The sequence below is a fragment of the Marinovum sp. E3 genome, assembly GCF_055755275.1.
The window spans coordinates 1-24,371 of record NZ_CM146908.1 but is presented as its reverse complement, the minus strand read 5'-3'; the positions used below and the strand labels follow the sequence as shown (position 1 = coordinate 24,371).

The following is a 24,371-nucleotide window of genomic DNA, read 5'->3' as shown; positions in this document are numbered from 1 at the left end:
CTATATCCTCCGGTCTTCGGCGATCAGCAGCCAGATGAAAAACGCCGCCCCCATCAGCGCGGTGAGAATGCCGGCCGAGATCTCGAGCGGCGGGCGGATGGCGCGGCCCAGGGTATCGGCACCCACGGTCAGCACGGCGCCGAACAGCGCGGCGGTGGGCAGCATGATCCGGTGCCGGCCACCGACAAGCCGGGTGGCGACATGCGGCGCCATCAGCCCGACAAAGCCGAGCACGCCGACCACGCTGACGGCGACCGAAGCCAGGATCACCGCCGCCAGCAGCGCCAGCGTCCGCTCCAGCCCGACCCGCACACCGAGACCGGCGGCGCGACGCGGCCCCAACGCCTGAAGATCGAGACGGAAGGCCAGGATCAGGGCAGCGGTCGCCAGCGTCAGCAGCACCGGCGCGACGCTGGCCAGATGGGTCCAGCCCCGGCCCCAGAGACTGCCGGTCAGCCAGATCAGCGGCGCCGAGGATTCCGGCCCGGTGTTGGCCACCAGAAGCGCATCGACCCCGGCGTCCAGCGTCAGCCCGACGGCAAGCCCGACAAGCGTCAGCTGCCGGGGGTCGATATCGCCGCGCTGGGCGCACCACCAGACCAGCGCCCCGGCCATCAGCCCGCCCAGCGCCGCCGGGACCGGCAGCAGCGAATGTGGCAGCGCCGGGATGTAGAAGGCGGTGACCAGCACCGCAAAGGCCGCGCCAGAGTTGATTCCGACGATCTTGGGGCTGGCCAGCGGATTGCGCATCAAGGCCTGGATCAACGCCCCCGAGAGCGCCAGAGCGCCGCCGGCCAGCGCCGCCAGCAGGGCGCGCGGCAGGCGCGATTGCAGCACGATGAAATCCTGCCGGGGCCCGTCGCGGCCCAGCAGGCTGTTGACCACGGTCTCGATCTCGAGCGGTATGGCGCCGGCAAAGAGACCGGCGAACATCAGCGCCGGCAAGAGCACGCCAAGCAGCGCCAGCGTGACCGGACCGCGCAAGTCGGGGAACTCGGGGCGCCGGGCGTCAGACATGGGCGGTGCCCGACCGGCGCAGAACCGACACCAGCAGCCAGGGCGCGCCCAGCATCGCCACGACGATGCCGACGGGGGCTTCCTCGGCCTGCGGCAAGAGCTTGGACAGCGCATCGGCCCAGATGGTGAGCGTGGCACCGATCAGCACCACAACCGGCAGCAGCCGGCGGTGATCGGCGCCGCACAGCCAGCGCGCGATATGCGGCGCCACCAGACCGACAAAGGCAATCGGCCCGGCCACCGAAATCGACACCCCGGTCAACAGTGCGGCCAGCACGGTGCCCTGAACCAGGGTCGCCCGCGGATCGAAGCCCAGCCCGTTGCTGGCGGCATGGCCCATGGCCATCAGGTTCAACCGATGCGCCATGAGATAGGCCAGCCCCAGCCCCGGCAGTGCAAAGGCCAGCAGCCGCAGCGCCGCATCGATCCGCAGGTCGGCGATATCGCCGACCGTCCAGCGCACCACTTCTCGGGCGATGTCATCTTCCAGCGTGTAGCCCAGCCGCACCGCGGAAAAGCCGATGGCGCCGACCGCGACGCCGCCGAGGATCAACCGCATCGAGTCGATCCGCCCCGAGAACAGCCCGGCAATCGCGAAGGTCAGGCAGGCCGCCGCCAGTCCGAAGACCGACGCCAGGAGCCAGCCCGGCACCACCGCCAGCGCCGGAACGGTGAGCCCCAGGACGATGCCCAGCGCCGCGCCCTGATTGATCCCCAGGATCGCCGGCGAGGCCAGCGGATTGCGCGTCACCGCCTGCAACAGAAGGCCCGCCACCCCGAGATTGATCCCGAGACCTGCCGCGGCCAGCGTCCGCGGCAGGCGAATGTCGCGCATCGTCTGTTCCGCCGTACTGGCGGCCTCCCCGGCAAAGAGCCCGGCCAGCTGCGCCAGCCCCACATCGTCGCGGCCGCCGGTCAACAGCGAGGCTAGCGCCCCCGCGGCGAGGACGCAGGTCAGGACCGCCCAGCGCATCCCGCCCCGGGAGAGGCGGATACGCGGCGGACGACCGGTGCGGCTGAACGTCAGGTCGGTCACTTCAGCGTGGCGGCAATGTCGCGGATGTCAGCCGCGATCTCTTCGGCGGTCAGCATGCCACGGGCACGCGACCACAGGTCAGACGACACATTGAACAACCGGCCACGCTCGACCGCGTCGATCTGCTGCCACAGGCTGTCGGCGTTCCAGTCCTGATCGAGGGTGCGGCCATCGCCGCTCTTGCCGAGAATGAGCAGCCCCGGATCAAGCGCCGAAAGCTGTTCCAGCGTGGTCTTCTGGTACAGCTCGCCATAGCTGTCGGAGCCGGTCAGCGGCATGGCCGGGGCAAAGCCGAAGCTGGCCAGCAGGCTGCCGACATAGGATTTCGGGCTGTGCAGCCAGAGGCCATTGGCGTTGATCACCCCAAACTGCGCGTCATCGCCCTGCGTCTGTTCCGAGACGTCGGCCCGCAGCGCATCCATGCGGGCGCCGTGGCTGGCCTGGAAAGCGTCCATTTCCTCGGCCCGGCCAAGCGCGGTGCCGATCTCATCGGCGACGGCCAGCATGTCCTCGTAATCGCCGGTGAGACTGTCATAGACGACGGTCGGCGCGATCTGGCCGAGAGTCTCGTAGACCGCTGCATGGCGCGACTTGTCGGCAATGATCAGATCCGGCTGAAGCGAGGCGATGATCTCGAGGTTCGGCGTCTTGCGGGTGCCGACGCTGGTCCAGTCGTCGCCGATCCGCTCTGACCAGACCGGCTGGACCCGGTCGCGCTGATCGTCATCGGCGATGCCCACCGGCGCAAGGTTCAGCGCCGCGAGCGCGTCGATAAAGGAAAACTCCAGCACGACAATGCGCTCGGGGCTGTCAGGCACGTCAGTGGTGCCAAGCTCATGGGTCACGTCACGCGCCTGGGCCGCGCCGGCGGCCAGGGCAAGCGCAAGGAAAACAGTGGGGAATTTCATGAAATCTGCCTGCGGTTCGAGGGGTGGAGACATCCGCCTCCTTAATTCCGATCTATTTAGTCGGATATTGCGCCCCGGTCAAACCGTTTCGCTCAGGAATTCCGGCCACCCCAGGCCGGAGCGCCTGTCAGATGCTGCCTTTCAGTGGTCGGCCCGCTTCAATGTCGGGTCGAGCCGGTCGCGCAACCAATCGCCCGCCAGACTGATCGACAGGGTGGTGAGAAAGATCACGACCCCCGCCGGCACGCCGATCCACCATGCGGTGGCGAGATAGCTGCGCCCCTCGCCCAGCGCGAGGCCGAGGCTGGTCTGCGGCGGCTGGATGCCCAGCCCGAGAAAGCTCAGCGAGGTCTCGAGCAGGATGAGATCGGGGAAATTCAGCGTCACCTGCACGATTAGCACCGACAGGATATTGGGCAGGATGTGACGCAGATAAATCCTGACCGGCGGCACGCCGAGGGTGCGGATGGCAAAGGCATAGCTCTGACTGTTGGCCTGAAGCACGAGGCCACGCGTGATCCGGGCATAGGTTTCCCAGCCGTGCAGGCCGATGATCAGGATGAACAGCTCGATCGAATTGCCAAAGAAGGCCAGGATCGCCAGCACGATGATCAGAAAGGGCATGGCGGCCTGAAGATCGACCAGGGTCATGATCGCCTCTTCGACCCAGCCGCGGAAATGCGCTGCGAGGATGCCGATCAGCGTGCCGACGCTTGCACCGATCAGCGACCCGGCCAGCGCGATGATCACGCTCATCCTTGTGCCATGCAGCAGCCGGCTCAGCACGTCGCGGCCGAGATTGTCGGTGCCCAGGAGATAGGCCGGGTCGCCGCCGGCAAAGGCCGGCGGCATTAGACGCGACAGCAGGCTTTGTTCGGTATGGGAATACGGGGCCAGAAGATCGGCAAAGATCGCCACAAAGACAATCACCGCCAGCCAGACCAGCGACAAGGCCACCAGCGGGCCGGGCGCAGAGGCATTCCGGGCCCGCGAACCCCGCCAACGGCGGCGCTGCGGGAGCGAGAGGTCGGGTGCGGTCATGTCGCCTCCTTTCCGGCGCCGGCGATGCGCGGATCGAGCCAGCGATAGGCCACGTCGACGGCGAAATTGGCCACCACCATGGTCAGCGCCACCAAGATCACGATGGTCTGGACGACCGCCAGATCCCGCTGCCCCACGGCCGTCACCAGCAATTGCCCGATGCCGGGCCAGGCAAAGACCGTTTCAACCACCACGGTGCCGGAGATCAGCCCGCCCATGCGCAACCCCAGAACGGTGACCACCGGGACCGCCGCATTGGGCACCGCGTCGCGCAGCACCCGGGTCGCGACCGGCACGCCCTTGGCACGGGCGGTTGTCATGTAGGGCTGGTTCAGCACTTCGAGCATCGACGACCGGGTGAAACGGGCAATCGCCCCGGCGCCACCCACCCCCAGCGTGATGGCCGGCATCACCAGATGCGCGGCGCTGCCCATGCCGGCGCTTGGCAGGATGCGCCAGGTCATGGCAAACAGCAGGATCATCAGGATGCCGAGAAAGAAACTCGGCATCGAATGACCAAAGATCGAGAAACTGATGACCGCCTGATCGACAAGGCTGCCCCGGCGCAGCGCCGCGACGATCCCCGCCACCAGGCCGATCAAGGTCGAAACCACAAAGCTTGTCAGCCCCAGCAGCAGGGTCGCCGGAATCCGGCTCAGAACCGTGTCGAGCGCCGGCTGCCGGTCGCGGAAGGAATAGCCGAAATCGCCCTGCATCAGCCCCTGAAGATAGCGCAGGTATTGTTCCAGCAGCGGCCGGTCGAGCCCATAGAGCTGGCGGTAATGGTCGATCACATCGGGCGGCGTGTCATCGGGCAGCATCAGCCGCAGCGGGTCGCCCGCCAAACGCAGGATCACAAAGACAAAGGTCACCGCGAGAAACAGCGTCAGCAGGCCGCGCAGCAGCTTGAGGGTAAGAAATCCGGGGCTCATTCCTGCGGCTCCGCGTATCGTGTCAGTACCGCGCGGCAGGCGGCCGGGTCGTTCACCAGAAAGCCCGTGGCGCCCAGGTCGCGCAGCTGCCTCAGGCTGGCATCGGCGTGATCGCCGGCCCTGCGACCGTCACAGCCGCCTGTGGTGATCCAGACCGGCCGGTGGGCGGCGACATGGGCCGCCAGGCTGCGGGGATCGGCGAGCGCCGGGCCTTCCCAGAGACGCAAGTTGGTGCCGCCCTCGGCGAAAAAGGCCTCGGCTTCCGACATGTCGCGCAGAAGGCCCAACACATCGCCGCGCCAGCCCAGCGCCCGCAGGCGCCGCAGGCTCTCGACCCGGTGCAGCCCGAAAGTCAGGTTCTCGCGCCCGCTGGCCAATGCGGCCTCGACCAGCAGCGCCAGCGCCACGGGGCGTTCGTCCTTGACGTCGAACAGGATCGGCTGACGCGGCGGCACGGTGGCGAACAGTTGCGACAGCGGCGGCGCGGCGGGGGCGTCTTCGGCACTGTGGCGTTGCAGCTCGGCAAAGGGCGTCTCGGCGATCACATCGGGGCTGCCTGCGATGCGGGCAAGATCGGCGTCATGGCAGATGACAATGCGGTGGTCGGCGCTCATGCGGACGTCGGCCTCGATCATCGCGGCACCGGCGGCAATGGCGGCCTGCCAGGCGGCGGGGGCGTTTTCGCGGTGCTGGGCCGAGGCGCCGCGATGGGCAATCAACAGGGGCTGGCTCATGTCAGGGCTCTTTCCTGGCGGCGCTGCTGCGCCGTGTCGCGCGCCCGCCGGGCGGCGGGTGTGGCGGCGGGCACGGCGGCAAGCAGCGCGCGGGTGTAGGGATGGCGCGGCGTGGCAAAGACGCGATCGGCCTCACCTTCCTCGACCAGCTTGCCATGACGCATCACGGCGATCCGGTCAGAGATGTGGCGCACGACGCCGAGGTCGTGCGAGATGAACAGGTAGCTCATGCCGAACCGGGCGCGCAGGTCGGTCAGCAGGTTGATGATCTGGGCCTGAACCGAGACATCCAGCGCGCTGACCGCCTCGTCACAGATCACCAGCCGCGGCCGGAGCGACAGGGCGCGGGCGATCACCGCGCGCTGTTGCTGCCCGCCGGACAGCTGGTGGACAAAGCGGTCGCCCAGACCGCCCAGACCGGTCAGCTCCAGATATTCCGCCACCTTGTCGCGCCGGTCGCGGCGGCCGCCGATGGCATGAGTGGCCATCGCCTCTTCGATCTGAGCGGCAACCGACATCCGGGGATCGAGCGCGCGCGACGGGTTCTGCCAGATCATCTGCACCTGCGCGCGCTCGCGGCGCCAGGCGGCAGAGCCGATCCTCGGCCCCGGCTGACCATCGATCAGCACCTCGCCTGCGGTGGGGCTTTCGATCCGGGCGGCGATCCGGCCCAGCGTCGACTTGCCGGAGCCGCTTTCACCGACGATGCCCAGAACCTCGCCCGGGGCGAGGCTGAGGCTGACGTCATCCACCGCACGCACTGCGGCGACCCGGCGCCAGAGACCCCCGCCATAGACCCGCGTGATCCCGCGCAGGCTCAGACCGGCGCCGCTCATCGCGCGGGCCCGATCGAGTGGCAGGCCACCGCCTGCGCCGCCCCGACGCCCAGCAACGCGGGCCGGTTGGCACAGATGGCTTCGGCCTTCGGGCAGCGCGGCGCAAAGGCGCAGCCGGCGGGCCGTGCCGATGGCGGCGGCACCACGCCTTCGATCGCGGCCAGCCGCCCGGCGCTGGGTGTGGCCACATGCAGGCGACAGGCCATCAGGCCGCGGGTATAGGGATGGCGCGGCGCCTCGAACAGCGCATCGGCGGTGGCGAACTCGACAATCCGGCCGGAATACATCACCGCAACCCGGTCAGCGATTTCGGCCACGACGCCAAGATCATGGGTGACAAAGATCATTGCCGCGCCGGTCTCGACCTGGAGCTGGCGCAGCAGGTCGAGGATCTGCGCCTGGGTGGTGACATCCAGCGCCGTTGTCGCCTCGTCGGCAACGATCAGCTTCGGGCGGCAGGCCAGCGCCATGGCGATCATCACCCGCTGGTTCATCCCGCCCGAAAGCTCATGCGGATAGGCACGTAGCCGGGCGCGCGGATCGGGAATGCCGACCATGTCGAACAACGCGGCGGCGCGGGCACGGGCGGCGTGGCAGGTCAGGCCCTCGTGCAGCACGAGCACTTCGGCCACCTGGTCACCGACCCGGCGCACCGGGTTCAGAGCCGCCGTGGCATCCTGAAAGATCATCGAGATATCGCGACCGCGCAGCGCCTGAAGCTGGGTCTCGGTCAGGGCCGAGATCTCCTGCCCGGCAAAATGCACCCGCCCCGACGTGCACCGCACCGGCGCCGACAGCAGCCCCATGGCTGCCAGACAGGTCAGCGATTTGCCGCAGCCGCTTTCGCCGACAAGGCACAGGGTTTCCCCGGGCGCGAGCGAAAGATCGACATCCATCACCAGATCGACGCGATCGGTGCCGACGCTCACCCCCTCGAGACGCAGAAGCGGCTCGGGCCCGACGGCGGGGCCGGTCGGGCCCGAGGACGTCCGCCGGCGGGTGCCGGCGAACGAGATATCATCGACCAGCGTCACTGCGAGACAGCCATGTCTTCGAAGTTGTCGTTGCGCAGATCGAGGTAGAAGTGGGAATAAGGTTGCCACTTCAGGCTCTTGCGCACGCCATAGGTTTCCAGCGGCTGATAGAGGATGGTGCCGGGCGCCTCGTCTTCCCAAATATCGAGCATCTGGTGAAAGACCTCCTTGCGCGCGGCCGGCTCGGGCGTCTTGTCCAGCGTTTCACCCAGAGCGTTGAACGCCGCCGGCGCCCATTCCTTGTTGCGCTGCGTGCTCTGATGCGGGCCCCAGAGGTTCCACAACCCGCCGGCCGGATCGGGGAAACGGGTGGTGTTGGACCAGGTGCGCACCATCAGCGTGTCTTCCGGTCCGCCGCGCGTGTCCTCGACAAGGTTCAGCTTGCCGTTGAGACCCACGGCTTTCCACATCTCGATGATCGCCTGCGCGGCGGGCACGGTGTTGACGTAGTAATTGGGGTTGGTGTTGTAGTGGATCGGTGCCCCGTCATAGCCGGACTCGGCCAGAAGCGCGCGCGCCCGCTCCGGGTCATAGACCAGGCCGTCGCGGCTCGGGTCGAACAGCGCACCGTATTCCGGGTATTGGTGCGACAGCGGCACAACCGTCTTGCCGGCCCAGAGCGCCTTGACCAGCAGCTCGCGGTCGATCGCCAGGTTCATCGCCTGGCGAATGCGCTTGTCAGCCAGCGTCGGGTGTTCGGTATTGTAGACCAGCACGTGCGAGTTCGACAGGACAACCGACCGGGCCTCGACCGTGTCGTAAGCGTTGATCTGGCCGATCTGATCCGGGCCGATGGTGGTGACGATGTCGAAATCGCCGGCCACAAGCCCGGCAATCCGCGCCGCTTCCTCCGGCACTTTCACAAAGGTCACCGAGGCGGCCTTGGGCGTGCCGCCGAAGTAATCGTCGAAGGCCACCAGACGGATCGACTGATCGGCCTTGTAGTCGTCGAGCATGAAGGGGCCGGTGCCGACCGGAAACTGCGGATAGCTGTCACCGGCGTTGGCCTGCCAGTCCTTCTTGTTCACCACCCAGGCGGTCCAGGAGGCGAGCCGTTGTTCAAAGATCGGATCGGCGACTTTCAGGGAAAAGGTCACTTGCAGCGGGCCGGTGGCATCGACACTCTCGATATTGCCGAAATAGCCGCGGCCGTTGGCCATGATCGATTCCGGGCCCGACAGCCGCTCGGCGGAAAAGGTAAAGGCCACGTCTTCGGCGGTCAGGGTTTCGCCGTTGTGGAATTTCACGCCGGCGCGCAGATCGAGCACCAGGGTGCGCGGATCGGTCCAGGCCCAGCTTTCGGCCAGCGCCGGTGTCAATTCGGCACCGGAGCCATCCTCGGCCGAAAGGAAATCCCGGCGGATGACCGTATCGAAGATGTCATAGGTGATGCGCGTGCCGATGTTGGACAGCTCCTTGGCGGGCTCCAGCGTCGGCGGCAGGTCGGGAACGGCAACGACGATATCGGGCCGGCTTTCGGCCTTGGCCGCGGACATGCCGAAGGTGGCGGCCAGTCCGATGCTGGCCGCTGCGAGGGCGGACAATAGTTTCAAGTGCTTGCTCCAGGTGAGATGCAGGATGAGCACCGCAATATGCCCGCTTTGGTGACGCCGGCACTACGGTTGCGTGACACTTGCATGAAGGCATGCGGCAGCCGTCAGAGCAGCCGGCCGGCAGGGCATCGCGCCGGCTACGGACCGGTCACTTCAACTGGCCGGCCGACGTCACGATCAGGTCGCGGGCATATTTCAGCCGCGCCGGGAGCGGGCGGCCGCGCCGGGCGGCCAGCCAGAGCGCGTGCCAGCGCCGTTGCGGCAGCGGCACCACCCGGAGACGGTCCTTGCGCGCAAAGGCCTCGATCCCGCTGCGCGGCAAGAGCGCATAGCCGATGCCCTCGGCCACCGGAGCGGGGATCTGGCCGATCTGGTTCACATAGGCGCGGGTCCGCATCCGGTCGGCGCCGGGATAGGCGCCGGGAAAGTTCAGGTTCAGAAGATCGTCGGCATAGGCATAGCCGTCGGGATGCGCGACAAAGCCACGCGCGTCGAGATCGGCGAAGCCGGACACCCGGTCGGGCGCATCCGCCGGCAACACAAGGCACAGCTCTTCGCGTCCGAGATGGCGCGCCTCGAGTCGGGCATGACCGGGATCGGCGCCGAGCACACCAAGATCGAAACGCCCGTCGAGCAGACCCGCCAGAATATCCGCCTGTGGCGCCGCCTGAAGGTGGATCGCCAGATCGGGCGCGGCGCGCATCCACGGCAGCAGGACCGGATAGAGCAGCATCGCAAAACTGCCGGAACAGGCGATGCGCACCTCGCCGGCATCCCGGTCGTCGGTCTCGAGCGCAGCGCGCAGGTGTTTCTCTTCGTTGCGCCGCGCACGGCCAAGCGCAAACACCGCCTCGCCGGCGGCGGTGAGGGTAAAGCTCTTGCCCTCACGCGCAATCAGGCTCTGGCCCAGTTGCGCCTCGAGTTTGCGCAGATGCTGCGAAACGCCCGGCTGGGTCATGTTCAACCGTTCCGCCGCGCGGGTGAAATGCCCGGTCTCGCAAAGCGTGGTGAAGGTGTCGAGCGAGGTGGCGTTCAGCATGAGAGGGCAAACGTTTTGTTATGATTTCCATTCAAACTGATAATTTCACATGCGGGCACCGGCTGTCTACTTCAGGCTCATCGCAACCGGATTGGAGTAATCGAATGTCACCGACCCCCCGCAGCTTTTCCCACATCGGCCTGTCGGTTCCCGACCTCGAGGCCGCCGTAAAGTTCTATTCCGAGGTTCTGGGTTTCTATGTCGTGATGCAGCCGTCCGAGGCCATCGAAGACGACAGCGCCATTGGCACCATGTGCACCGATGTCTTTGGCCCCGGCTGGGGCTCACTCAGGATCGCGCATCTTGCCACCGCCGACGGCATCGGCATCGAGATCTTCGAGTTCCCCGGCAATTACGCCCCCGACGAAAGCCTCGAACACCGGCGCCACGGCACCTTCCATTTCGCGATCCAGGACCCGGATGTCGAAGGCCTGCTGGAGCGGATCGTCGCCGCCGGTGGCCGTCAGCGCATGCCGGTCCGGGAGTATTTCCCCGGCAAGAAGCCCTATCGCATGGTCTATGTCGAAGACCCGTTCGGCATTGTCTTCGAGCTTTACAGCCACAGCTACGAGCTCACCTATTCCGCCGGCGCCTATGAATGACTGCCAGCCCGGACCCCGCCGCAGCGGCTTTTCCGGCGCGGCGGGGCAGGTTTGTCGCGGTATCGGGCTTATCCGGGTTGAACCGGCTTGAAGGCGATCACGTCGATTTCGACTTTGGCATCGACCATCAGCGGCGATTGCACCGTCGAACGGGCCGGCGGATGATCGATGAAGTGCTTTTCGAACACCGCGTTGAAGGACGAGAAATCCCGGGCGTCGTCCAGCCAGCAATTGACCTTGATCACATCCTCGAGCCCGCATTCGGCCAGGGCCAGAACCTGCTTGATATTGGCCACGACCTGCTCGGTCTGGGCGACGATGCCGCCGGTGACGACCTCGCCATCGACGGTCGGCACCTGTCCCGAGACATAGACGAAATCCCCGGCCCTCACGGCCTTGGAAAAGGGGCGTTTCTGGCCGCCGGCCTGGGCGTCGGCGCCGTCGAACCGGAAAAGGTGCGGGTGTGTCATGAAAGCATACCTGTTTGTGTGATCGTTTCGAAAAAGAGACACGGCCGGCGCGTCACCAGACCTGGCCCCGCGCCGCCACCGGCGCCGGGCCTTCATGATGCTCGCCGCGGACCAGCTCGACCCGGTCCAGCATGTTGGTGACGACGCAGGCGTGATTGGGCACGATCCGCACCCGGTCGCCGACCGCGAGGCCGATGGTCGCGGCGCTGAGCGTGCCATGCTCTTCCGACAGCGCGGCAACCGTGATGTCGGGACGGCCCAGCACATGGCCAAAGCCCTCGAGCCCCAGCAGATCGGAGGTCAGCACCTTGGACCCCGCATCGATGATTGCCCGATCCGGCGCCGGAACCGAAACCACCGTGGCCAGTACCGCCAGCGCACAATCAGCCCAGTCGCAAAGCCCGCGCGCCTGCAAGGAGCGGTCGTTGTAGATGTAGGTGCCGATCCGGTATTCGGTGGCGGCGGGCACCTCCTGCGCCTGCCACATGCCCGGCGTGCCGCCGTTCGACACCACCTCGACGGTCAGGCCGCGCGCCTCGCAGAGCGTTCTGGCGCGGGTCAGCCAGTCCTGCACCTCGGCCTCGTGCTCGACCGGTGGATAGGTCATCAGCCCGGCAAAGCGCAGGCCGGGCAGGTCCGCAATTGCCGCTGCCAGCTCGGCCGCCGCCTCGGGCGTCTGCACGCCGCAGCGCCCTGCCCCGGTGTCGCATTCGACCAGCACCGGCAGCGGCGCGTCGGCATCGCAAAACGCCGCTGAAAGTCCCTCGGCCACTTGCGCATTGTCGCAGACCACAGAGAGCCGCACCCGGTCGGCCAGCTTGCGCAGCCGCGCAAGTTTTTCCGTGCCAAGGATATTGTAGGTCAGCAGCACATCCTCGACGCCGCCCTCGGCGATCATCGCCTCGGCTTCCGAGATCTTCTGACAGGTGATGCCAATGGCGCCGGCGGCGATCTGACGTTGGGCGAGGCGCGGCAGCTTGTGGGTTTTGATATGCGGGCGCAGCCGCAGGCCATGGCGATCGCAATGGGCCTGAAAGCGGTCGATGTTGGCCTCGGCGATATCGAGGTCGACCAGGACGGCGGGGGTGTCGATTTCGGGGAACGTCATTGCGCCTCCAATTCATGCGGGTTGTCGACGATCGGCCAGAGCGGCCGGGTCAGGCGGGTATAGGCGTTTTTGCGCGGGTCGTTCGGGTACGGCCCGTCCACCGCGGCATAGAGGATCTCGGCCGCTATCGGAGCAAAGGCGCCATGGAAATGGTTGGTCGACTTGACCACCAGGATCTTGCGGGCGGCAGTGTCGATGCCGAGGTTGCCGAACAGATCCGGCGAAAAGGCCTGCGCCCGGTTCGAGTTCAGCACGACCTCGATCCCCTGTACCTCGATCACCGCGCAATCGCCCAGCGGCACGACCGAGGTGCCGAAGCTCTGGACCGCATCCTTCTGCACGCGCTTGACGAGAACCTCGGCATCCACCGGATCGCCCGCCACCGAGGAGGTCTTGCCGCCAAAGCGCAGTGCCAGCCGGGCGCCCTCGCCCGCCGCATGGCAAAGCCGCACCGCCATCGGATCCCAGATCGTGCCAAAGGCTGCATCGGTCAGCCCCAGCGCCATCGCCTCGCGCAGCAGAATGGTGCTGTCGCCCGGCACGCCGCCGCCGGGATTGTCCCAGACGTCGGCGATCACCACCGGCCCGTCGGGCGCAGCGGCGGCGCGTTGCAGTGCCTCGCGGGCGGTCAGGAAATCGGGCCGGGCCGCACCGCGAAAGGAAAAGAGTTCCATCCCCAGATCACGCGCCAGCCGGGCGGCGGCGGCCGGGTCATTGTCGGTGATGACGATGAGCTTTGCGCCCAGATCGGGCGAGTCGCCCGCCATGAAGCCATGGATCACCGAAACCGACAGCGCCGCGCCGGAGGCCTCGAGCGCCTGCATCCGGTCGACGAAACCGCGCATCGGATCGCGGCTGGTGGGCAGGATATCCATCAGCCGCACGTCAAACACCGCCATCGCGGGGGCAATCTCGCCCCGCGCGGCGCGCAGGGTCAGATCGACACAGGCCTCGCCGGTTTCGACAAAATCGGTGTGCGGGAACTCCTTGAAAACAGTGATGATATCCGCGTTGTCCGTGCGTTTGGCGCTAAGGTGGCTGTGCGGGTCGAAACTGACGCCGATGGTGACATCAGGCCCGACGACCTCGCGCATGCTTTCGATCAGCACGCCCTCGCAATCGACGCAGTTTTCGGCGATCATCGCGCCGTGCAGCCCCAGTACCACCGCCTCGACAGGAAGCGCGGCGCGCAGCTGCGCCAGCACCTCTTCGCGCAACCGGTCCCATGTCGGCGCATTGACGATGCCGCCCGGCTCGGCCCAGGTCGCGGTGCCCTCGATCAGCTCGATCTCGCCGGCGGCTTCCCGCCGGCGCAGCGCCGGAAAGACCGCGCTGCACAGGGTCGGCGTCTCGGGATGCGCCCCCGGCGGAGCATAGAAGCTCTGGGCGAAATCGGTGAAGTCGGCCCGCAGCGGCGAGAAGGTATTGCATTCCGTCGCGACGGAGGCACAGAAAACACGCATATTGGGAAACCTATCTGCTTGGGGCCGGCGGCAGAGCGCCCCCGGCCCGCATTGTCGGGATCAGTCGAGGTAGGTGTTGCCGTTGGCGGCAGAGACCTCGGTCTTCAGAAGCTCGAGCAATTCGCCCGCCTTGGCGTCCAGATTCTCGGCGACATGGGTCTCGAACACCGGCTGGGTCGCATCGGCCATGGCTTTGCGCTGCTCGGCGGTCAGGGCGGTCACCTCGATCTGGTCCATCAGCCCGGCAAGACCACGATCCGAGGCTTCGATGATCCGGCTGATGCCACGGCTGGCGGTGACGCAGTTCTCGGCCGCGTGGTGCAGCACGGTCCGCTCCTGATCGGTCAGATCTTCATAGAACGCCCGGTTGATCATGAAGGTATAGGGCGAAAACAGGTGGTTGGTGAGCGTCATGTACTCCTGCACCTCGGCGAAGTTCGCGAACGAGATGATCGGCACCGGGTTCATCTGGCCGTCGATCACGCCGGTTTGCAGCCCGGAATAGACCTCGCCCCAGGCCAGAGGATAGGCCTCGGCGCCCAGCGCCTGCATGATCTTCTGGTGCGACGGCAGGGTCATGGTGCGCACCCGCACGCCCTCGAAATCCGCCAGTTCGGCAATCGGCCGCTTGGAGTTGGTGACGGCAAAGAACCCGCCGGTATCCGGGAACCCCAGAACCACCACGTCGCCCAACGTCTCTTCGATATCCGCCGCCAGCGCCGTGCCGAAGGCACCATCGAAGACTTCGTAAGTCGAGCTGTTGTCGGCAAAGGCAAAGGGCAGGTTCAGCACGTCGATGCGCGGGTAATAGCTGGCCAACGCCCCGGTCGAGGTCAGCGTCGCCTGCAAGATGCCGTCGCGCACCTGCTGCACGTGTTCGGCGGCGGTGCCGAGTTGGTTCGAGCCAAAGACCTCGACGTCGACGCTGCCATTGGTGCCGGCCTCGAGAATGTTCGAGAAGACGGCAGTACAGGCATGCGCCGGGTTCTCGAAGGGGTCGGCCTTGTTGTCATGGCCGAACTTGATTGTGCCACCGGCAAAGGCCGACGAGGCGGTCATCATGCCGGCAAGCGCGGCACAGGTTGCGAGATGTTTCATTATTATCCTCCAGTTGTCATGAAACGGTTATTGGGCAAATCCCAGCAGGCGCGGCAGCCAGAGCGCTGCGTCCTCCCAGAAGGCGAAGATGAAGAGCACCGCGACCTCGGCTATCAGGAAGGGGAAGAGCTTGAGCGAGATCCGCTCGAGCTTTTCGCCCGTCACCGAGGACAGCACAAAGAGACAGGCGCCCACCGGCGGCGTCATCAGCGATATGTTGAGCGCCAGCACGAAGATGATCCCGGCATGGATCGGCTCGAGCCCGACATTCTCGGTCAGCGGCACCAGCACCGGCGCGAGGATGATCAGGATGGCGGTGATGTCCATCACCATGCCCACGACAAGTAGCAGGCCGATGATGATGGCGATCACGATATAGCGGTTGTCCGACAGGCTCAGCACGCCCTCGGCGATCATCTGCGGGATGCGCTCGAAGCTCATCCACCAGCCAAGGATGCCGGCGAAGGCGATGATGACGAAGATCACCCCGGTGATCCGCGCGGTGCGCACCAGCATGCCGTAGAAGCTGCGGAAGGTCAGCGTGCGATAGACGAAGATGCCGATGAAGAGCGCATAGGCCACGGCGATCGAAGCCGCCTCGGTGGGTGTCACCACGCCGCCCAGGATGCCGCCGAGGATGATGACGGGCATCGCCAGCGCCGTCAGCGACGACACGAAGGTCTGCCAGACCTCGCGCAGCGTGGCGCCGCGCAGCGCCTTGGGCAGGTTCTCGCGGTTGCCGCCGATGGCGATCACCGACATGCAGACCAAGCAAATCACCAGCCCCGGCAGGACGCCCGCGGCGAACAGCCCGGCAATCGACACGCCCATCAGCGAGCCATAGACCACCATCAGCCCCGAGGGCGGAATCGTCGGCCCGATGATCGAGCCGGCGGCGGTAACAGCACAGGCATAGTCGCGCTTGTAGCCCTCCTTGACCATCGCCGGCACCAGCGTGCGGCCAAAGGCGGCGGCATCGGCCGTGGCCGAGCCGGTCAGCCCGGCGAAGAACACCGAGGCCAGCATGTTGGTATGCGCCAGCCCGCCGCGGAACCGGCCCACCAGAACGCGGGCCAGCTTGACCAGCCGGTCGGTGATGCCGGTGTCGTTCATCACCTCACCCGCGAGGATAAAGAACGGCATGGCGAGAAAGGGAAAGATGTTGAGGCCGTTGAAGATCTTGGACGGGCCGATGGCGAGAAACTGGGTTCCGCCCATATCGATCAACCCGACGACACCCGCCAGGCCGATGGCAAAGCCGATCGGCATGCCAAACAGGATCAGAAAGACAAATGCTGCCAGCGCCCAGATCATACCGCATCCTCCTCGAAGGTGGGTTCGCTGTGGGCGCCAAGATCGCGCAGAAGCACCAGCGCCATCTGGAGCGAGGCAATCGCCGCCGCCATCGGGATCGCCGCGTAATAGGGGCGCAAGCTGGTGCCAAAGATCATCGCCTGCCGGCTGGCGCCGCCATTGGCAAAGGGAATGCCGTACCAGAGCACGTAGAGAAAAAGCGCCAGCGCCAGCAAATCCATCGCGATCAGGCTGGCCCGACGCAGCACCTTGGGAAGCAGGTCGACAAAGGCCGTCAACCCGATATGTTCGCGCCCGGCAATACCGCAGGACACCGCCAGCATCGCCGCCCAGATCATCAGATAACGGGCAAATTCCTCGGGCCAGGGAAGCTGCCAGTGGAAATAATAGCGATCGGCGACGCCCAGCCAGACGTCGAACACAAGCGCCAGCATGAGGCCCGCCACAATGGCCTCCACCACGGCGTTAATCCGCGCACTGACCTTTCCAGCCCAGGATTTCACAACGACCCCTCCCCGAATCCAGCTTGTAACTCAGGTACAGTTCTGCCGGAGCACCCGGGAAAAATCAAGCAAATTTGTCATTAAAGTACATATCTAAGTGGAAATCCCTGTCATCTATGTACTTTATTGTCAGCCATATGTATCTAAGGTACGCAAACGGATGAAACGGTGACCCATGCCAAGCGATCGATCAGACCTGTCGTCCTCGTCGGAACTGCCGGTGCGCGGCCGCGCCAGGGTGGCCGATGTCATCTCGGAATTGCGCAAGCACGACGGCAATTTTGCCGCCCGGGAACAGAAGGTGGCGGATTTCGTCAAAGCCAATCTGAACACGGTCTCGGACATGACCATTGCCAAGGTTGCCGAAGCCGCCGATGTCAGCACGCCGACGGTGATCCGGTTTTGCCGGACGCTTGGCTGCGACGGATTTCGCGAGTTCAAGCTGCGCCTGGCCCAGAACCTGGCGGTGAGCCAACAATATCTTCAGCCCGCCATCGCCGCCGGCGACGACGGCCTGTCCGGCACCGCGCTCGACCGTGTGCTCGGCGCGCTTTATGCCACCCTCTCGGCCGCCCAGAACCAGGTGGATCCGCAGCAGATCGCCGCGGCCGGCACGCTTCTGGCACACGCCCGGCAGGTGGTGTCGGCCGGCATCGGCGGCGGCTCCTCGATGCTTGCCACCGAGGCCGCCAACCGGCTTTTTCGCCTCGGCATCCCCAGCGCGTCGGTCAATGACAGCTACGTTTTGCAGATGCGGGCCGCGACCCTGGGCCCCGGTGACGTGATGCTGCTGTTTTCTTCCAGCGGTGAGGCCGACGCCGTGGTCGGCGCCGCCCGCGTGGCGCGCAGCTACGGCGCCGCCACCCTCGGCATCTCCCGGGCCGGCTCTCGCCTGGCCGACGCCTGCGAGACTGCAATCGGCCTCGACTTGCCGGAAGACAGCGACATCTTCAAACCGACGCCGTCGCGCTTTGCCTATCTGGCCATTCTCGACGCGCTGGCGCTGTCCGTGGCACATGAAAACGCCGACAAGACCCGCGAGAACCTGCGCCGCATCCGCGCCTCGCTTACCGCCTACCACGGCCGGACCGACCCGCAACCTCTGGGCGACTAACGCCGTTGCCGGCACCGCGACCGCCACCAGCGGAGCCTGGCGCCGGTCTCGCGCGAGACCGAAACTTGCGGTGGCGGCAGTTCGCTTTACCTCACTCCAGCATGAGCCGTTTGTGACCCTGCATCCCCTACAGCCCTTTAGAAATCCAGGTTCTCCACGCTCAGCGCGTTTTTCTGGATGAATTCGCGCCGTGGCTCCACGACGTCGCCCATCAGCTTGGTAAAGATGTCGTCGGCCTCGGCCACGTCATCGACCTTGACCTGCAACAAGGTCCGGGCGTCCGGATCGAGCGTGGTTTCCCAGAGCTGGTCGGGGTTCATCTCGCCCAGACCCTTGTAACGCTGAAGCGTGTTGCCCTTTTCGCCCTCTTCCAGGATCGCCTTCAAGAGATCGAGCGGACCGTGGATCACCTGATGACGATCCTTGCGGTGCAGGGTGGCCGCGCTGCCGTAGATTTCCTGGAGCGACTCGGTAAAGCTGCCGGTGCGGCGGGCCTCTCCCGAGCGCAGCATCGGGCCGTCAAGGGTGCGCACCTCTTCGACGCCGCGCAGAATGCGGGCCAGGCGGATGCCGTGATCCTGGGTGATCCTTCCGCGCCAGCCCATTTCGTATTCCAGCGCGATCAGATCGAGCCGCTGCGCCACCTTGTCGGCGACGCCCTGCAAATCGGCATCCACCGCGCCGGGCACGAAAGCGCCGGCAATCGCCGCCTGTTCGAGAATGTGGCGCGGGTAATGCGTCGGGAAGGCGTCAAGCACGCGCTTGAGCTGGCGCGCCTCTTCGACCACCCGCAGAAGGTCCTGCCCGGTGATTTCCTCGCCGCCGGCGAGTTTCAGCACCGCGCCGTCAACCCCTTGATTCATCAGGTAATCATCCATTGCCGCCTGGTCCTTGAGATAAACCTCGGACTTGCCGCGGCTGACCTTGTAGAGCGGCGGCTGGGCGATATAGAGATAGCCGCCCTCGATCAGCTCGGGCATCTGCCGGTAGAAGAAGGTCAGAAGCAGGGTGCGGATGTGGGCGCCGTCTACGTCGGCGTCGGTCATGATGACGATCTTGTGGTAGCGCAGCTTGTCGATGTTGAACTCGTCCCGGCCGATGCCGGTGCCGAGCGCCATCACCAGGTTGCCGATCTCCTGGGACGAGAGCATGCGGTCGAACCGCGCGCGTTCCACGTTGAGGATCTTGCCCTTGAGCGGCAGGATCGCCTGGGTGCCCCGGTCGCGGCCGGTCTGGGCCGAGCCGCCGGCGCTGTCCCCCTCGACGAGAAAGAGCTCGGTCTTGGCCGGATCCTTTTCCGAGCAGTCCTTGAGCTTGCCGGCCAGGAAATTGACGTCCATCGCGGATTTGCGGCGGGTCAATTCCCGTGCCTTGCGGGCGGCCTCGCGCGCCATGGCGGCTTCGATGATCTTGCTGACGATCATCTTGGCTTCATTGGGGTTTTCCTCGAACCACTCCGACAGTTTCTCGCCGACAAGGTTCTCGACCGCGGGCCGCACCTCGGAGCTGACCAGCTTGTCCTTTGTCTGCGAGCTGAACTTGGGGTCGGGCACCTTGACCGAGAGCACGCAGGTCAGCCCTTCGCGGGCGTCGTCGCCGGTAAAGTTGACCTTCTCGCGCTTGGCGATGCCGCTTTCCTGAGCGTATTTCTGGATCGTCCGGGTCAGCGCGCCGCGGAAGCCGGCCAGGTGGGTGCCGCCGTCGCGCTGCGGGATGTTGTTGGTAAAGGGCAGCACCGTCTCATGGTAGCTGTCGTTCCACCACATCGCCACTTCGACGCCGATCTCGTCGCGTTCGCCCTGCACATAGATCGGCTCGGGCATCATCGCGTGTTTGTGGCGGTCGACATATTTGACGAATTCCTTGACCCCACCGTCATAGAACAGCTCGATGTGCAGCGGCTCGGCCGGACGATCATCCTCGAGGATGATCTTGACGCCGGAATTCAGGAAGGCGAGTTCGCGCAGGCGCTTTTCCAGCACATGGAAATCGTAGTCGAGGTTCGAGAAGGTGTCGGTCGAGGCGAGGAAACGCACCTCAGTGCCGCTTTCGCCCTCGGCATCGCCGGTGACGCGCAGATGCTCGGTGGTCTCGCCATGTTCGAACTTGGCGTAATGCACCTTGCCGTTGCGCCAGACCCGCAGCTCGAGCCAGACCGAGAGCGCGTTGACGACCGAAACGCCGACGCCGTGCAACCCGCCCGAGACCTTGTAGGAATTGCTGTCGAATTTGCCGCCGGCGTGAAGCTGGGTCATGATGACCTCGGCCGCCGAAACACCCTCTTCCTCGTGGATGTCGACCGGAATCCCGCGGCCGTTGTCGCGCACCGAGACCGAGTTGTCCGCGTGGATTTTCACATGCACATAGTCGGCATGACCGGCCAGCGCCTCGTCGATGCCGTTGTCCACCACCTCGTAGACCATGTGATGCAGACCCGAGCCGTCGTCGGTGTCGCCGATGTACATGCCGGGACGTTTGCGGACAGCTTCTAAGCCTTTAAGAACCTTGATCGAATCCGCGCCATATTCGGGTGCGGGTTGTGCTTGCTCGGACATGCGATGCCTTCTTTTTCTCTCGCCCGGAATATATGCGCTTTTTGCGTATATGTCACGCAGATGCCACAAGATTTTGTGTGTCGGCCGGTCCCCGCCGCGGGCTCTCTCGGGGCCGCCCCGCGCGCAATGGCACGCTTGATCAGCCGGTGGCGATCGAGGAGGCGCCGCCCGTCTCGCTGACCTCGAAGCGCTGCGCCCGGGCACCCAGGTCGGCAAAAAGCTCCGGCCCGGTGCCGGTCATCCAGGCCTGGGCGCCAAGGGCGCAGATTTCATCATAAAGCGCGGCGCGGCGGGCGGCATCGAGATGGGCGGCGACCTCGTCGAGCAGCAGGATCGGCGGGCTGCCGAAATCGCGCGCCAGCGCCCTTGCATTGGCGAGGATCAGCGAGATCAAAAGCGCCTTCTGCTCGCCGGTCGAACAATCGCGCGCCGGCACCCCCTTGGCGGCAAAGACGGCGTGCAGCTCGGCCCGGTGCGGCCCCACCATGGCGCGGCCGGTGGCCAGATCGCGAAACCGGCTCTCAGCCAGCGCGGCGCGCAATTCCGCCTCGCCGGCCGGCATCTCGCCTTCGGTGGCGGTCAGGTCAAGCTCGCTCACCGGAAAGGCGGTCTCGGTGCCCGCCTGGGCCTCGGCGATCCGCGCGAGCGCCGCCTGCCGGTTGGCATGGATCACCGCGCCGGCGCGGGCCATCTGCACCTCGAGCGCGGCATACCAATGGGCGTCGCGCACCTGATCCTTGAGCAGACGATTGCGCTCGCGCATCGCCTTTTCGTAATCCAGCACCGCCTGGGCATGGTCGGGAAAGAAGCTCAGCGTCATCCGGTCGAGGAACCGCCGCCGCCCATCGGCGCCTTCGATCCAGAGCCGGTCCATCGAGGGGATCAGCCAGAGAACGCGGGCAAATTTGCCCAAGGCGATCTGGCTGGCGGGCTTGCCGTCGATCCTGACCTGCCGGGCGCTGCCCTGTTCTGACAGGCTCTCGATTTCACGGGCGCGGGTGTCGGCCTCGAGCATGGCGGTGATCTTCCAGCCCAGCGCCTCGGGCCGGCGGGTCATCTCTTCGGCGCTGGCCCGGCGCAACCCGCGGCCCGGCGACATCAACGAGACGGCTTCGAGAATGTTGGTCTTGCCGGCGCCATTGGCGCCGTAAAGCGCGACGGGGCGGGCATCGGTCGTCATCTCCACGCGCTTGTGCGAGCGGAAATGCGAAAGTTTGAGGTGAGTCAGATGGGTCGGCATGACCTAGCCACGTAGCGCAAACCGCGCGATCGCCGCCGCAGACGGCCGGTCGGCGATGGCGCGGCGGCCTGCGGCCCAGATTCCGCGCCGGAAAGGCACTCAGACCCGCATCGGCATGACGACATAAACCGCGCTGGTGTCATTGCCTTCGCGCATCAGGGTCGGATCGCCGGCGGAATTAAACATGAAGACCGCGTTCTCGCGGTCCACCTGGCTGGCGATCTCCAGCAGGTATTTCGCGTTGAACCCGATCTCGAGCCGCTCATCGCCGTAGGCCACGGCCAGCTCTTCCTCGGCGGCGCCGCTGTCGGGCGCATTCACCGAGAGCACCAGCCGATCCTCGTCCAGCGCCATCTTCACCGCCCGCGACCGCTCGGACGAAACCGTCGCCACCCGGTCGACCGCGCGGGCGAAATCGCTGGCATCGACTTCGAGCTTGCGGGTGTTGCCCTGCGGAATGACGCGGGTGTAATCGGGGAAGGTGCCGTCGATCACCTTGGACGTCAGCATGATGTCCGGCGTGGCAAAGCGCACCTTGGTCTCGGAGACCGAGACCGCGATTTCCATGTCGTCATCGTCCAGCAGCTTGCGCAGCTCGCCCACGGTCTTGCGCGGTACGATCACGCCGGGCATCTCGCCGGCACCATCGGGCAGCGGGGCGTCGATCCGCGCCAGACGGTGGCCATCGGTGGCAACGCAGCGCAGCGCCTTGCCCTCTTCGCCATCCGCGACATGCATGTAGACGCCGTTCAGGTAATACCGCGTCTCTTCCGTGGAAATGGCGAATTTCGACTTGTCGAACAGCCGCCGCAGAACCGGCGCCGGGGCCGAGAAGTTGGACGAATATTCCGAGGTCGCCATCACCGGGAAATCCTCGCGCGGCAGCGTCGCCAGCGAGAAATTCGACCGTCCGGCCTCGACCGTCAGCCGGCCCGAGGCGCCTTCTTCGGCCAGAGTCACCAGCGCGCCATCGGGCAGCTTGCGAACGATCTCGTGCAGGGTGACGGCGGCAACGGTGGTGGCGCCGGCGCGTTCGACCTGGGCGGCGGCCTTGTCGACCACCTCGATATCAAGGTCGGTGGCGCGGAAGGACACGGTATCCCCCTCGGCTTCGATCAGGACATTGGCAAGGATCGGGATTGTGTTGCGGCGCTCGACAACCGATTGCGCCTGCGCGACGGCCTTGAGCAACGTGCCGCGTTCGATACTGATTTTCATACCCTGTCCCTCCGAAAGCCCGGGACCGGCACGTTAGCCGCATCCCCCCAGCGCTCCAAGCCCTTTTCGGGCAATTACGAGAGATTTCCAATGGTTTGAGAGGGGCGTCAAGGGCACGACGGGCCAAGATCGCACTCGGCCCGCCAATCGTGCTTTCCCGCCTACGCTTCCAGCGTCCGGCGCAGCATCTCCAGGTCTTCGGCGATCTGGCCGTCCTGCACCTTGAGCTCTTCGATGCGCCGCACCCCGTGCATCACGGTGGTGTGGTCCCGCCCGCCAAAGCGGCGACCGATCTCGGGCAGCGAGCGGCTGGTCAGCTGCTTGCAGAGATACATCGCCACCTGACGCGGCCGCGCAAACACCCGCAGCCGCTTCGGCCCGATCAGCTCGGACATGCGGATGTTGTAATGCTCGGCCACCTGGCGCTGGATCTCCTCGATGGTGATCTTGCGTTCCGAGGCGCGCAGCACATCGGCCAGACAATCCTGCGTCAGCTCCATGGTGATCGGCCGGCCGACCAGCGAGGCAAAGGCGAAAAGCCGCGTCAGCGCGCCTTCGAGCACCCGCACGTTTGTCGAGATCCGGTGCGCGAGGAATTCGAGCACCTTCTCGTCGAGCTCCAGCTCGGGATATTGCAGCCGGTGGGTCGCCAGCTTGGAATGCAGGATGCCGAGGCGCAATTCGTAATCCGTCGGGTGCAGATCGACGACAAGACCGGATTGCAGGCGCGACTGGATGCGGTTCTCCATATCCTTGATCTCGCCCGGCGCGCGGTCGGCCGAAATGATGATCTGCTTGTTCTGATCGACCAGCGCGTTGAAGGTGTGAAAGAACTCCTCCTGGGTGCTGTCCTTGCCGGCGATGAACTGGACGTCATCCACCATCAGCACATCAACCGAGCGAAAGATCTGTTTGAAATCCATCATTTTGCGGTCGCGTAGCGCCTGGACGAAACGATACATGAACTGCTCGGCCGACAGGTAGAGCACGTTGAGATGCGGCGAGCGGCTTTTCAGCTCCCACGCGATGGCATGCATCAGGTGCGTCTTGCCGAGGCCCACGCCGCCATAGAGGAACAGCGGGTTGAATGTCACCTCGCCCCCCTCACCGACGCGCCGCGCCGCGGCATGCGCCAGCTCGTTCGGCTTGCCGACGACAAAGGTGTCGAAGGTGAACCGCTTGTCGAGAGGCGCGCTGGGCAGCAAGTCGGCCAGATCTGCGCGTGATGTCATCGACTGTGTCGCCTTGGTTTGTGTTTGTCCGGTCCGGTCGGGCGTGTTCGCTGCACGCGACACCGCCGGCATGCTGGCCTTGTTGGCCGGCACGTCAAACTCGATCCGGCGCACATCCGCCCCGGCATTGGTCATAGCATACAGCAGCAAATCCCCAAAATTGCGCTGAACGTAATTGCCTAGAAAACTGGTCGGCACATTGAAATGCGCCACCCCGTCCGTCACCCCTTCGAATTGTAGCGGCTCGATCCAATTGGTGAAGTTGTTTGCTCCAACGGTCTCGCGCAACTGCCCCTGTAGTGCTCCCCACTGGTCTTTTGTCAT

22 protein-coding genes are annotated in these 24,371 nt (G+C 65.7%); 2 read left to right on the top strand and 20 right to left on the bottom strand.

Going from position 1 to position 24,371, the window contains the following annotated elements; all coding sequences use genetic code 11:
• From AC0J5K_RS00110 to AC0J5K_RS00065, 10 genes are all read right to left on the bottom strand, one after another.
• Complete coding sequence (locus tag AC0J5K_RS00110) at positions 1-1,017, bottom strand: FecCD family ABC transporter permease (protein WP_274562063.1); 1,017 nt, start codon at positions 1,015-1,017, stop codon at positions 1-3.
• Positions 1,010-1,990 carry a FecCD family ABC transporter permease gene (locus AC0J5K_RS00105; protein ID WP_274562062.1) on the bottom strand — a complete coding sequence of 327 codons (981 nt, stop codon included), beginning with the start codon at positions 1,988-1,990 and terminating at the stop codon, positions 1,010-1,012. The genes AC0J5K_RS00110 and AC0J5K_RS00105 overlap by 8 nt, the downstream gene beginning before the upstream one ends.
• Positions 1,991-2,049: 59 nt before the next feature.
• On the bottom strand, positions 2,050-2,961 hold the full coding sequence (locus tag AC0J5K_RS00100; RefSeq protein WP_274562061.1) for an ABC transporter substrate-binding protein: 912 nt from the start codon (positions 2,959-2,961) through the stop codon (positions 2,050-2,052).
• Positions 2,962-3,102: 141 nt separating this feature from the next.
• A complete protein-coding gene (locus tag AC0J5K_RS00095; RefSeq protein ID WP_274562059.1) occupies positions 3,103-4,002 on the bottom strand; it encodes an ABC transporter permease in 900 nt (299 codons plus the stop codon).
• Entirely contained in the window at positions 3,999-4,934 is a 936-nt protein-coding gene (locus AC0J5K_RS00090; protein WP_274562057.1) for an ABC transporter permease, read from the bottom strand. Before AC0J5K_RS00090 ends, AC0J5K_RS00095 begins: the two co-directional genes overlap by 4 nt.
• Complete coding sequence (locus AC0J5K_RS00085; RefSeq protein WP_274562056.1) at positions 4,931-5,668, bottom strand: glycerophosphodiester phosphodiesterase; 738 nt, start codon at positions 5,666-5,668, stop codon at positions 4,931-4,933. The genes AC0J5K_RS00090 and AC0J5K_RS00085 overlap by 4 nt, the downstream gene beginning before the upstream one ends.
• Positions 5,665-6,504 carry an ATP-binding cassette domain-containing protein gene (locus tag AC0J5K_RS00080; protein ID WP_274562054.1) on the bottom strand — a complete coding sequence of 280 codons (840 nt, stop codon included), beginning with the start codon at positions 6,502-6,504 and terminating at the stop codon, positions 5,665-5,667. Before AC0J5K_RS00080 ends, AC0J5K_RS00085 begins: the two co-directional genes overlap by 4 nt.
• Positions 6,501-7,538 carry an ABC transporter ATP-binding protein gene (locus AC0J5K_RS00075; protein WP_473009719.1) on the bottom strand — a complete coding sequence of 346 codons (1,038 nt, stop codon included), beginning with the start codon at positions 7,536-7,538 and terminating at the stop codon, positions 6,501-6,503. Before AC0J5K_RS00075 ends, AC0J5K_RS00080 begins: the two co-directional genes overlap by 4 nt.
• Complete coding sequence (locus AC0J5K_RS00070; RefSeq protein ID WP_274562051.1) at positions 7,535-9,091, bottom strand: ABC transporter substrate-binding protein; 1,557 nt, start codon at positions 9,089-9,091, stop codon at positions 7,535-7,537. Before AC0J5K_RS00070 ends, AC0J5K_RS00075 begins: the two co-directional genes overlap by 4 nt.
• 148 nt (positions 9,092-9,239) lie before the next feature.
• The gene (locus AC0J5K_RS00065; protein ID WP_274562049.1) at positions 9,240-10,130 is read right to left on the bottom strand and encodes a LysR family transcriptional regulator; all 891 of its coding nucleotides are present in this window, start codon (positions 10,128-10,130) and stop codon (positions 9,240-9,242) included.
• A gap of 104 nt (positions 10,131-10,234) precedes the next feature.
• On the opposite strand from AC0J5K_RS00065, the gene AC0J5K_RS00060 reads away from it, so the two are divergent.
• Positions 10,235-10,732 (top strand): lactoylglutathione lyase family protein, encoded by a 498-nt coding sequence (locus AC0J5K_RS00060; RefSeq protein WP_274562047.1) that lies wholly within the window; start codon positions 10,235-10,237, stop codon positions 10,730-10,732.
• A 68-nt stretch (positions 10,733-10,800) separates the two neighbouring features.
• Here the strand turns inward: AC0J5K_RS00060 and AC0J5K_RS00055 are convergent, their stop codons facing one another.
• From AC0J5K_RS00055 to AC0J5K_RS00030, 6 genes are read right to left on the bottom strand one after another with little or no spacing between them, the layout of a single operon-like run.
• Positions 10,801-11,202, bottom strand: coding sequence for a RidA family protein (locus AC0J5K_RS00055; RefSeq protein WP_274562045.1), 402 nt, complete (start codon positions 11,200-11,202; stop codon positions 10,801-10,803).
• Between the two features lie 52 nt (positions 11,203-11,254).
• Positions 11,255-12,310 (bottom strand): D-TA family PLP-dependent enzyme, encoded by a 1,056-nt coding sequence (locus AC0J5K_RS00050; protein WP_274562043.1) that lies wholly within the window; start codon positions 12,308-12,310, stop codon positions 11,255-11,257.
• Positions 12,307-13,773 carry a M81 family metallopeptidase gene (locus AC0J5K_RS00045; RefSeq protein ID WP_274562042.1) on the bottom strand — a complete coding sequence of 489 codons (1,467 nt, stop codon included), beginning with the start codon at positions 13,771-13,773 and terminating at the stop codon, positions 12,307-12,309. The genes AC0J5K_RS00050 and AC0J5K_RS00045 overlap by 4 nt, the downstream gene beginning before the upstream one ends.
• Positions 13,774-13,833: 60 nt before the next feature.
• Positions 13,834-14,871 (bottom strand): TRAP transporter substrate-binding protein, encoded by a 1,038-nt coding sequence (locus AC0J5K_RS00040; RefSeq protein WP_274562040.1) that lies wholly within the window; start codon positions 14,869-14,871, stop codon positions 13,834-13,836.
• A 27-nt stretch (positions 14,872-14,898) separates the two neighbouring features.
• Positions 14,899-16,185, bottom strand: coding sequence for a TRAP transporter large permease (locus AC0J5K_RS00035; protein WP_074836552.1), 1,287 nt, complete (start codon positions 16,183-16,185; stop codon positions 14,899-14,901).
• Positions 16,182-16,646, bottom strand: a complete 465-nt coding sequence (locus AC0J5K_RS00030) for a TRAP transporter small permease (protein ID WP_274562037.1) — start codon at positions 16,644-16,646, stop codon at positions 16,182-16,184. The genes AC0J5K_RS00035 and AC0J5K_RS00030 overlap by 4 nt, the downstream gene beginning before the upstream one ends.
• A gap of 217 nt (positions 16,647-16,863) precedes the next feature.
• Between AC0J5K_RS00030 and AC0J5K_RS00025 the strand changes: the two genes are divergently transcribed.
• Positions 16,864-17,802, top strand: coding sequence for a MurR/RpiR family transcriptional regulator (locus tag AC0J5K_RS00025; protein ID WP_274562035.1), 939 nt, complete (start codon positions 16,864-16,866; stop codon positions 17,800-17,802).
• A 137-nt stretch (positions 17,803-17,939) separates the two neighbouring features.
• On the opposite strand, the gene gyrB is transcribed toward AC0J5K_RS00025, so the two are convergent.
• From gyrB to dnaA, 4 genes are all read right to left on the bottom strand, one after another.
• Positions 17,940-20,357 carry a DNA topoisomerase (ATP-hydrolyzing) subunit B gene (gene gyrB, locus AC0J5K_RS00020; protein ID WP_048528882.1) on the bottom strand — a complete coding sequence of 806 codons (2,418 nt, stop codon included), beginning with the start codon at positions 20,355-20,357 and terminating at the stop codon, positions 17,940-17,942.
• Between the two features lie 139 nt (positions 20,358-20,496).
• On the bottom strand, positions 20,497-21,597 hold the full coding sequence (gene recF / locus AC0J5K_RS00015) for a DNA replication/repair protein RecF (RefSeq protein WP_274562032.1): 1,101 nt from the start codon (positions 21,595-21,597) through the stop codon (positions 20,497-20,499).
• Between the two features lie 99 nt (positions 21,598-21,696).
• Positions 21,697-22,815 carry a DNA polymerase III subunit beta gene (gene dnaN, locus AC0J5K_RS00010; RefSeq protein WP_074836547.1) on the bottom strand — a complete coding sequence of 373 codons (1,119 nt, stop codon included), beginning with the start codon at positions 22,813-22,815 and terminating at the stop codon, positions 21,697-21,699.
• Positions 22,816-22,976: 161 nt separating this feature from the next.
• Positions 22,977-24,371, bottom strand: coding sequence for a chromosomal replication initiator protein DnaA (dnaA, locus tag AC0J5K_RS00005; RefSeq protein WP_048528875.1), 1,395 nt, complete (start codon positions 24,369-24,371; stop codon positions 22,977-22,979).

Coding starts and splice junctions, on each gene's coding strand:
- AC0J5K_RS00105 (WP_274562062.1), bottom strand. CDS start 1,990: ATGCGCTGGGCGGTCCTGACCTGCGTCCTCGCCGCGGGGGCGCTAGCC.
- recF (WP_274562032.1), bottom strand. CDS start 21,597: ATGCCGACCCATCTGACTCACCTCAAACTTTCGCATTTCCGCTCGCAC.
- AC0J5K_RS00095 (WP_274562059.1), bottom strand. CDS start 4,002: ATGACCGCACCCGACCTCTCGCTCCCGCAGCGCCGCCGTTGGCGGGGT.
- dnaN (WP_074836547.1), bottom strand. CDS start 22,815: ATGAAAATCAGTATCGAACGCGGCACGTTGCTCAAGGCCGTCGCGCAG.
- AC0J5K_RS00040 (WP_274562040.1), bottom strand. CDS start 14,871: ATGAAACATCTCGCAACCTGTGCCGCGCTTGCCGGCATGATGACCGCC.
- AC0J5K_RS00050 (WP_274562043.1), bottom strand. CDS start 12,310: ATGACGTTCCCCGAAATCGACACCCCCGCCGTCCTGGTCGACCTCGAT.
- AC0J5K_RS00065 (WP_274562049.1), bottom strand. CDS start 10,130: ATGCTGAACGCCACCTCGCTCGACACCTTCACCACGCTTTGCGAGACC.
- gyrB (WP_048528882.1), bottom strand. CDS start 20,357: ATGTCCGAGCAAGCACAACCCGCACCCGAATATGGCGCGGATTCGATC.
- AC0J5K_RS00035 (WP_074836552.1), bottom strand. CDS start 16,185: ATGATCTGGGCGCTGGCAGCATTTGTCTTTCTGATCCTGTTTGGCATG.
- AC0J5K_RS00090 (WP_274562057.1), bottom strand. CDS start 4,934: ATGAGCCCCGGATTTCTTACCCTCAAGCTGCTGCGCGGCCTGCTGACG.
- AC0J5K_RS00025 (WP_274562035.1), top strand. CDS start 16,864: ATGCCAAGCGATCGATCAGACCTGTCGTCCTCGTCGGAACTGCCGGTG.
- AC0J5K_RS00110 (WP_274562063.1), bottom strand. CDS start 1,017: ATGTCTGACGCCCGGCGCCCCGAGTTCCCCGACTTGCGCGGTCCGGTC.
- AC0J5K_RS00060 (WP_274562047.1), top strand. CDS start 10,235: ATGTCACCGACCCCCCGCAGCTTTTCCCACATCGGCCTGTCGGTTCCC.
- AC0J5K_RS00055 (WP_274562045.1), bottom strand. CDS start 11,202: ATGACACACCCGCACCTTTTCCGGTTCGACGGCGCCGACGCCCAGGCC.
- AC0J5K_RS00085 (WP_274562056.1), bottom strand. CDS start 5,668: ATGAGCCAGCCCCTGTTGATTGCCCATCGCGGCGCCTCGGCCCAGCAC.
- AC0J5K_RS00100 (WP_274562061.1), bottom strand. CDS start 2,961: ATGAAATTCCCCACTGTTTTCCTTGCGCTTGCCCTGGCCGCCGGCGCG.
- dnaA (WP_048528875.1), bottom strand. CDS start 24,371: ATGACAAAAGACCAGTGGGGAGCACTACAGGGGCAGTTGCGCGAGACC.
- AC0J5K_RS00045 (WP_274562042.1), bottom strand. CDS start 13,773: ATGCGTGTTTTCTGTGCCTCCGTCGCGACGGAATGCAATACCTTCTCG.
- AC0J5K_RS00080 (WP_274562054.1), bottom strand. CDS start 6,504: ATGAGCGGCGCCGGTCTGAGCCTGCGCGGGATCACGCGGGTCTATGGC.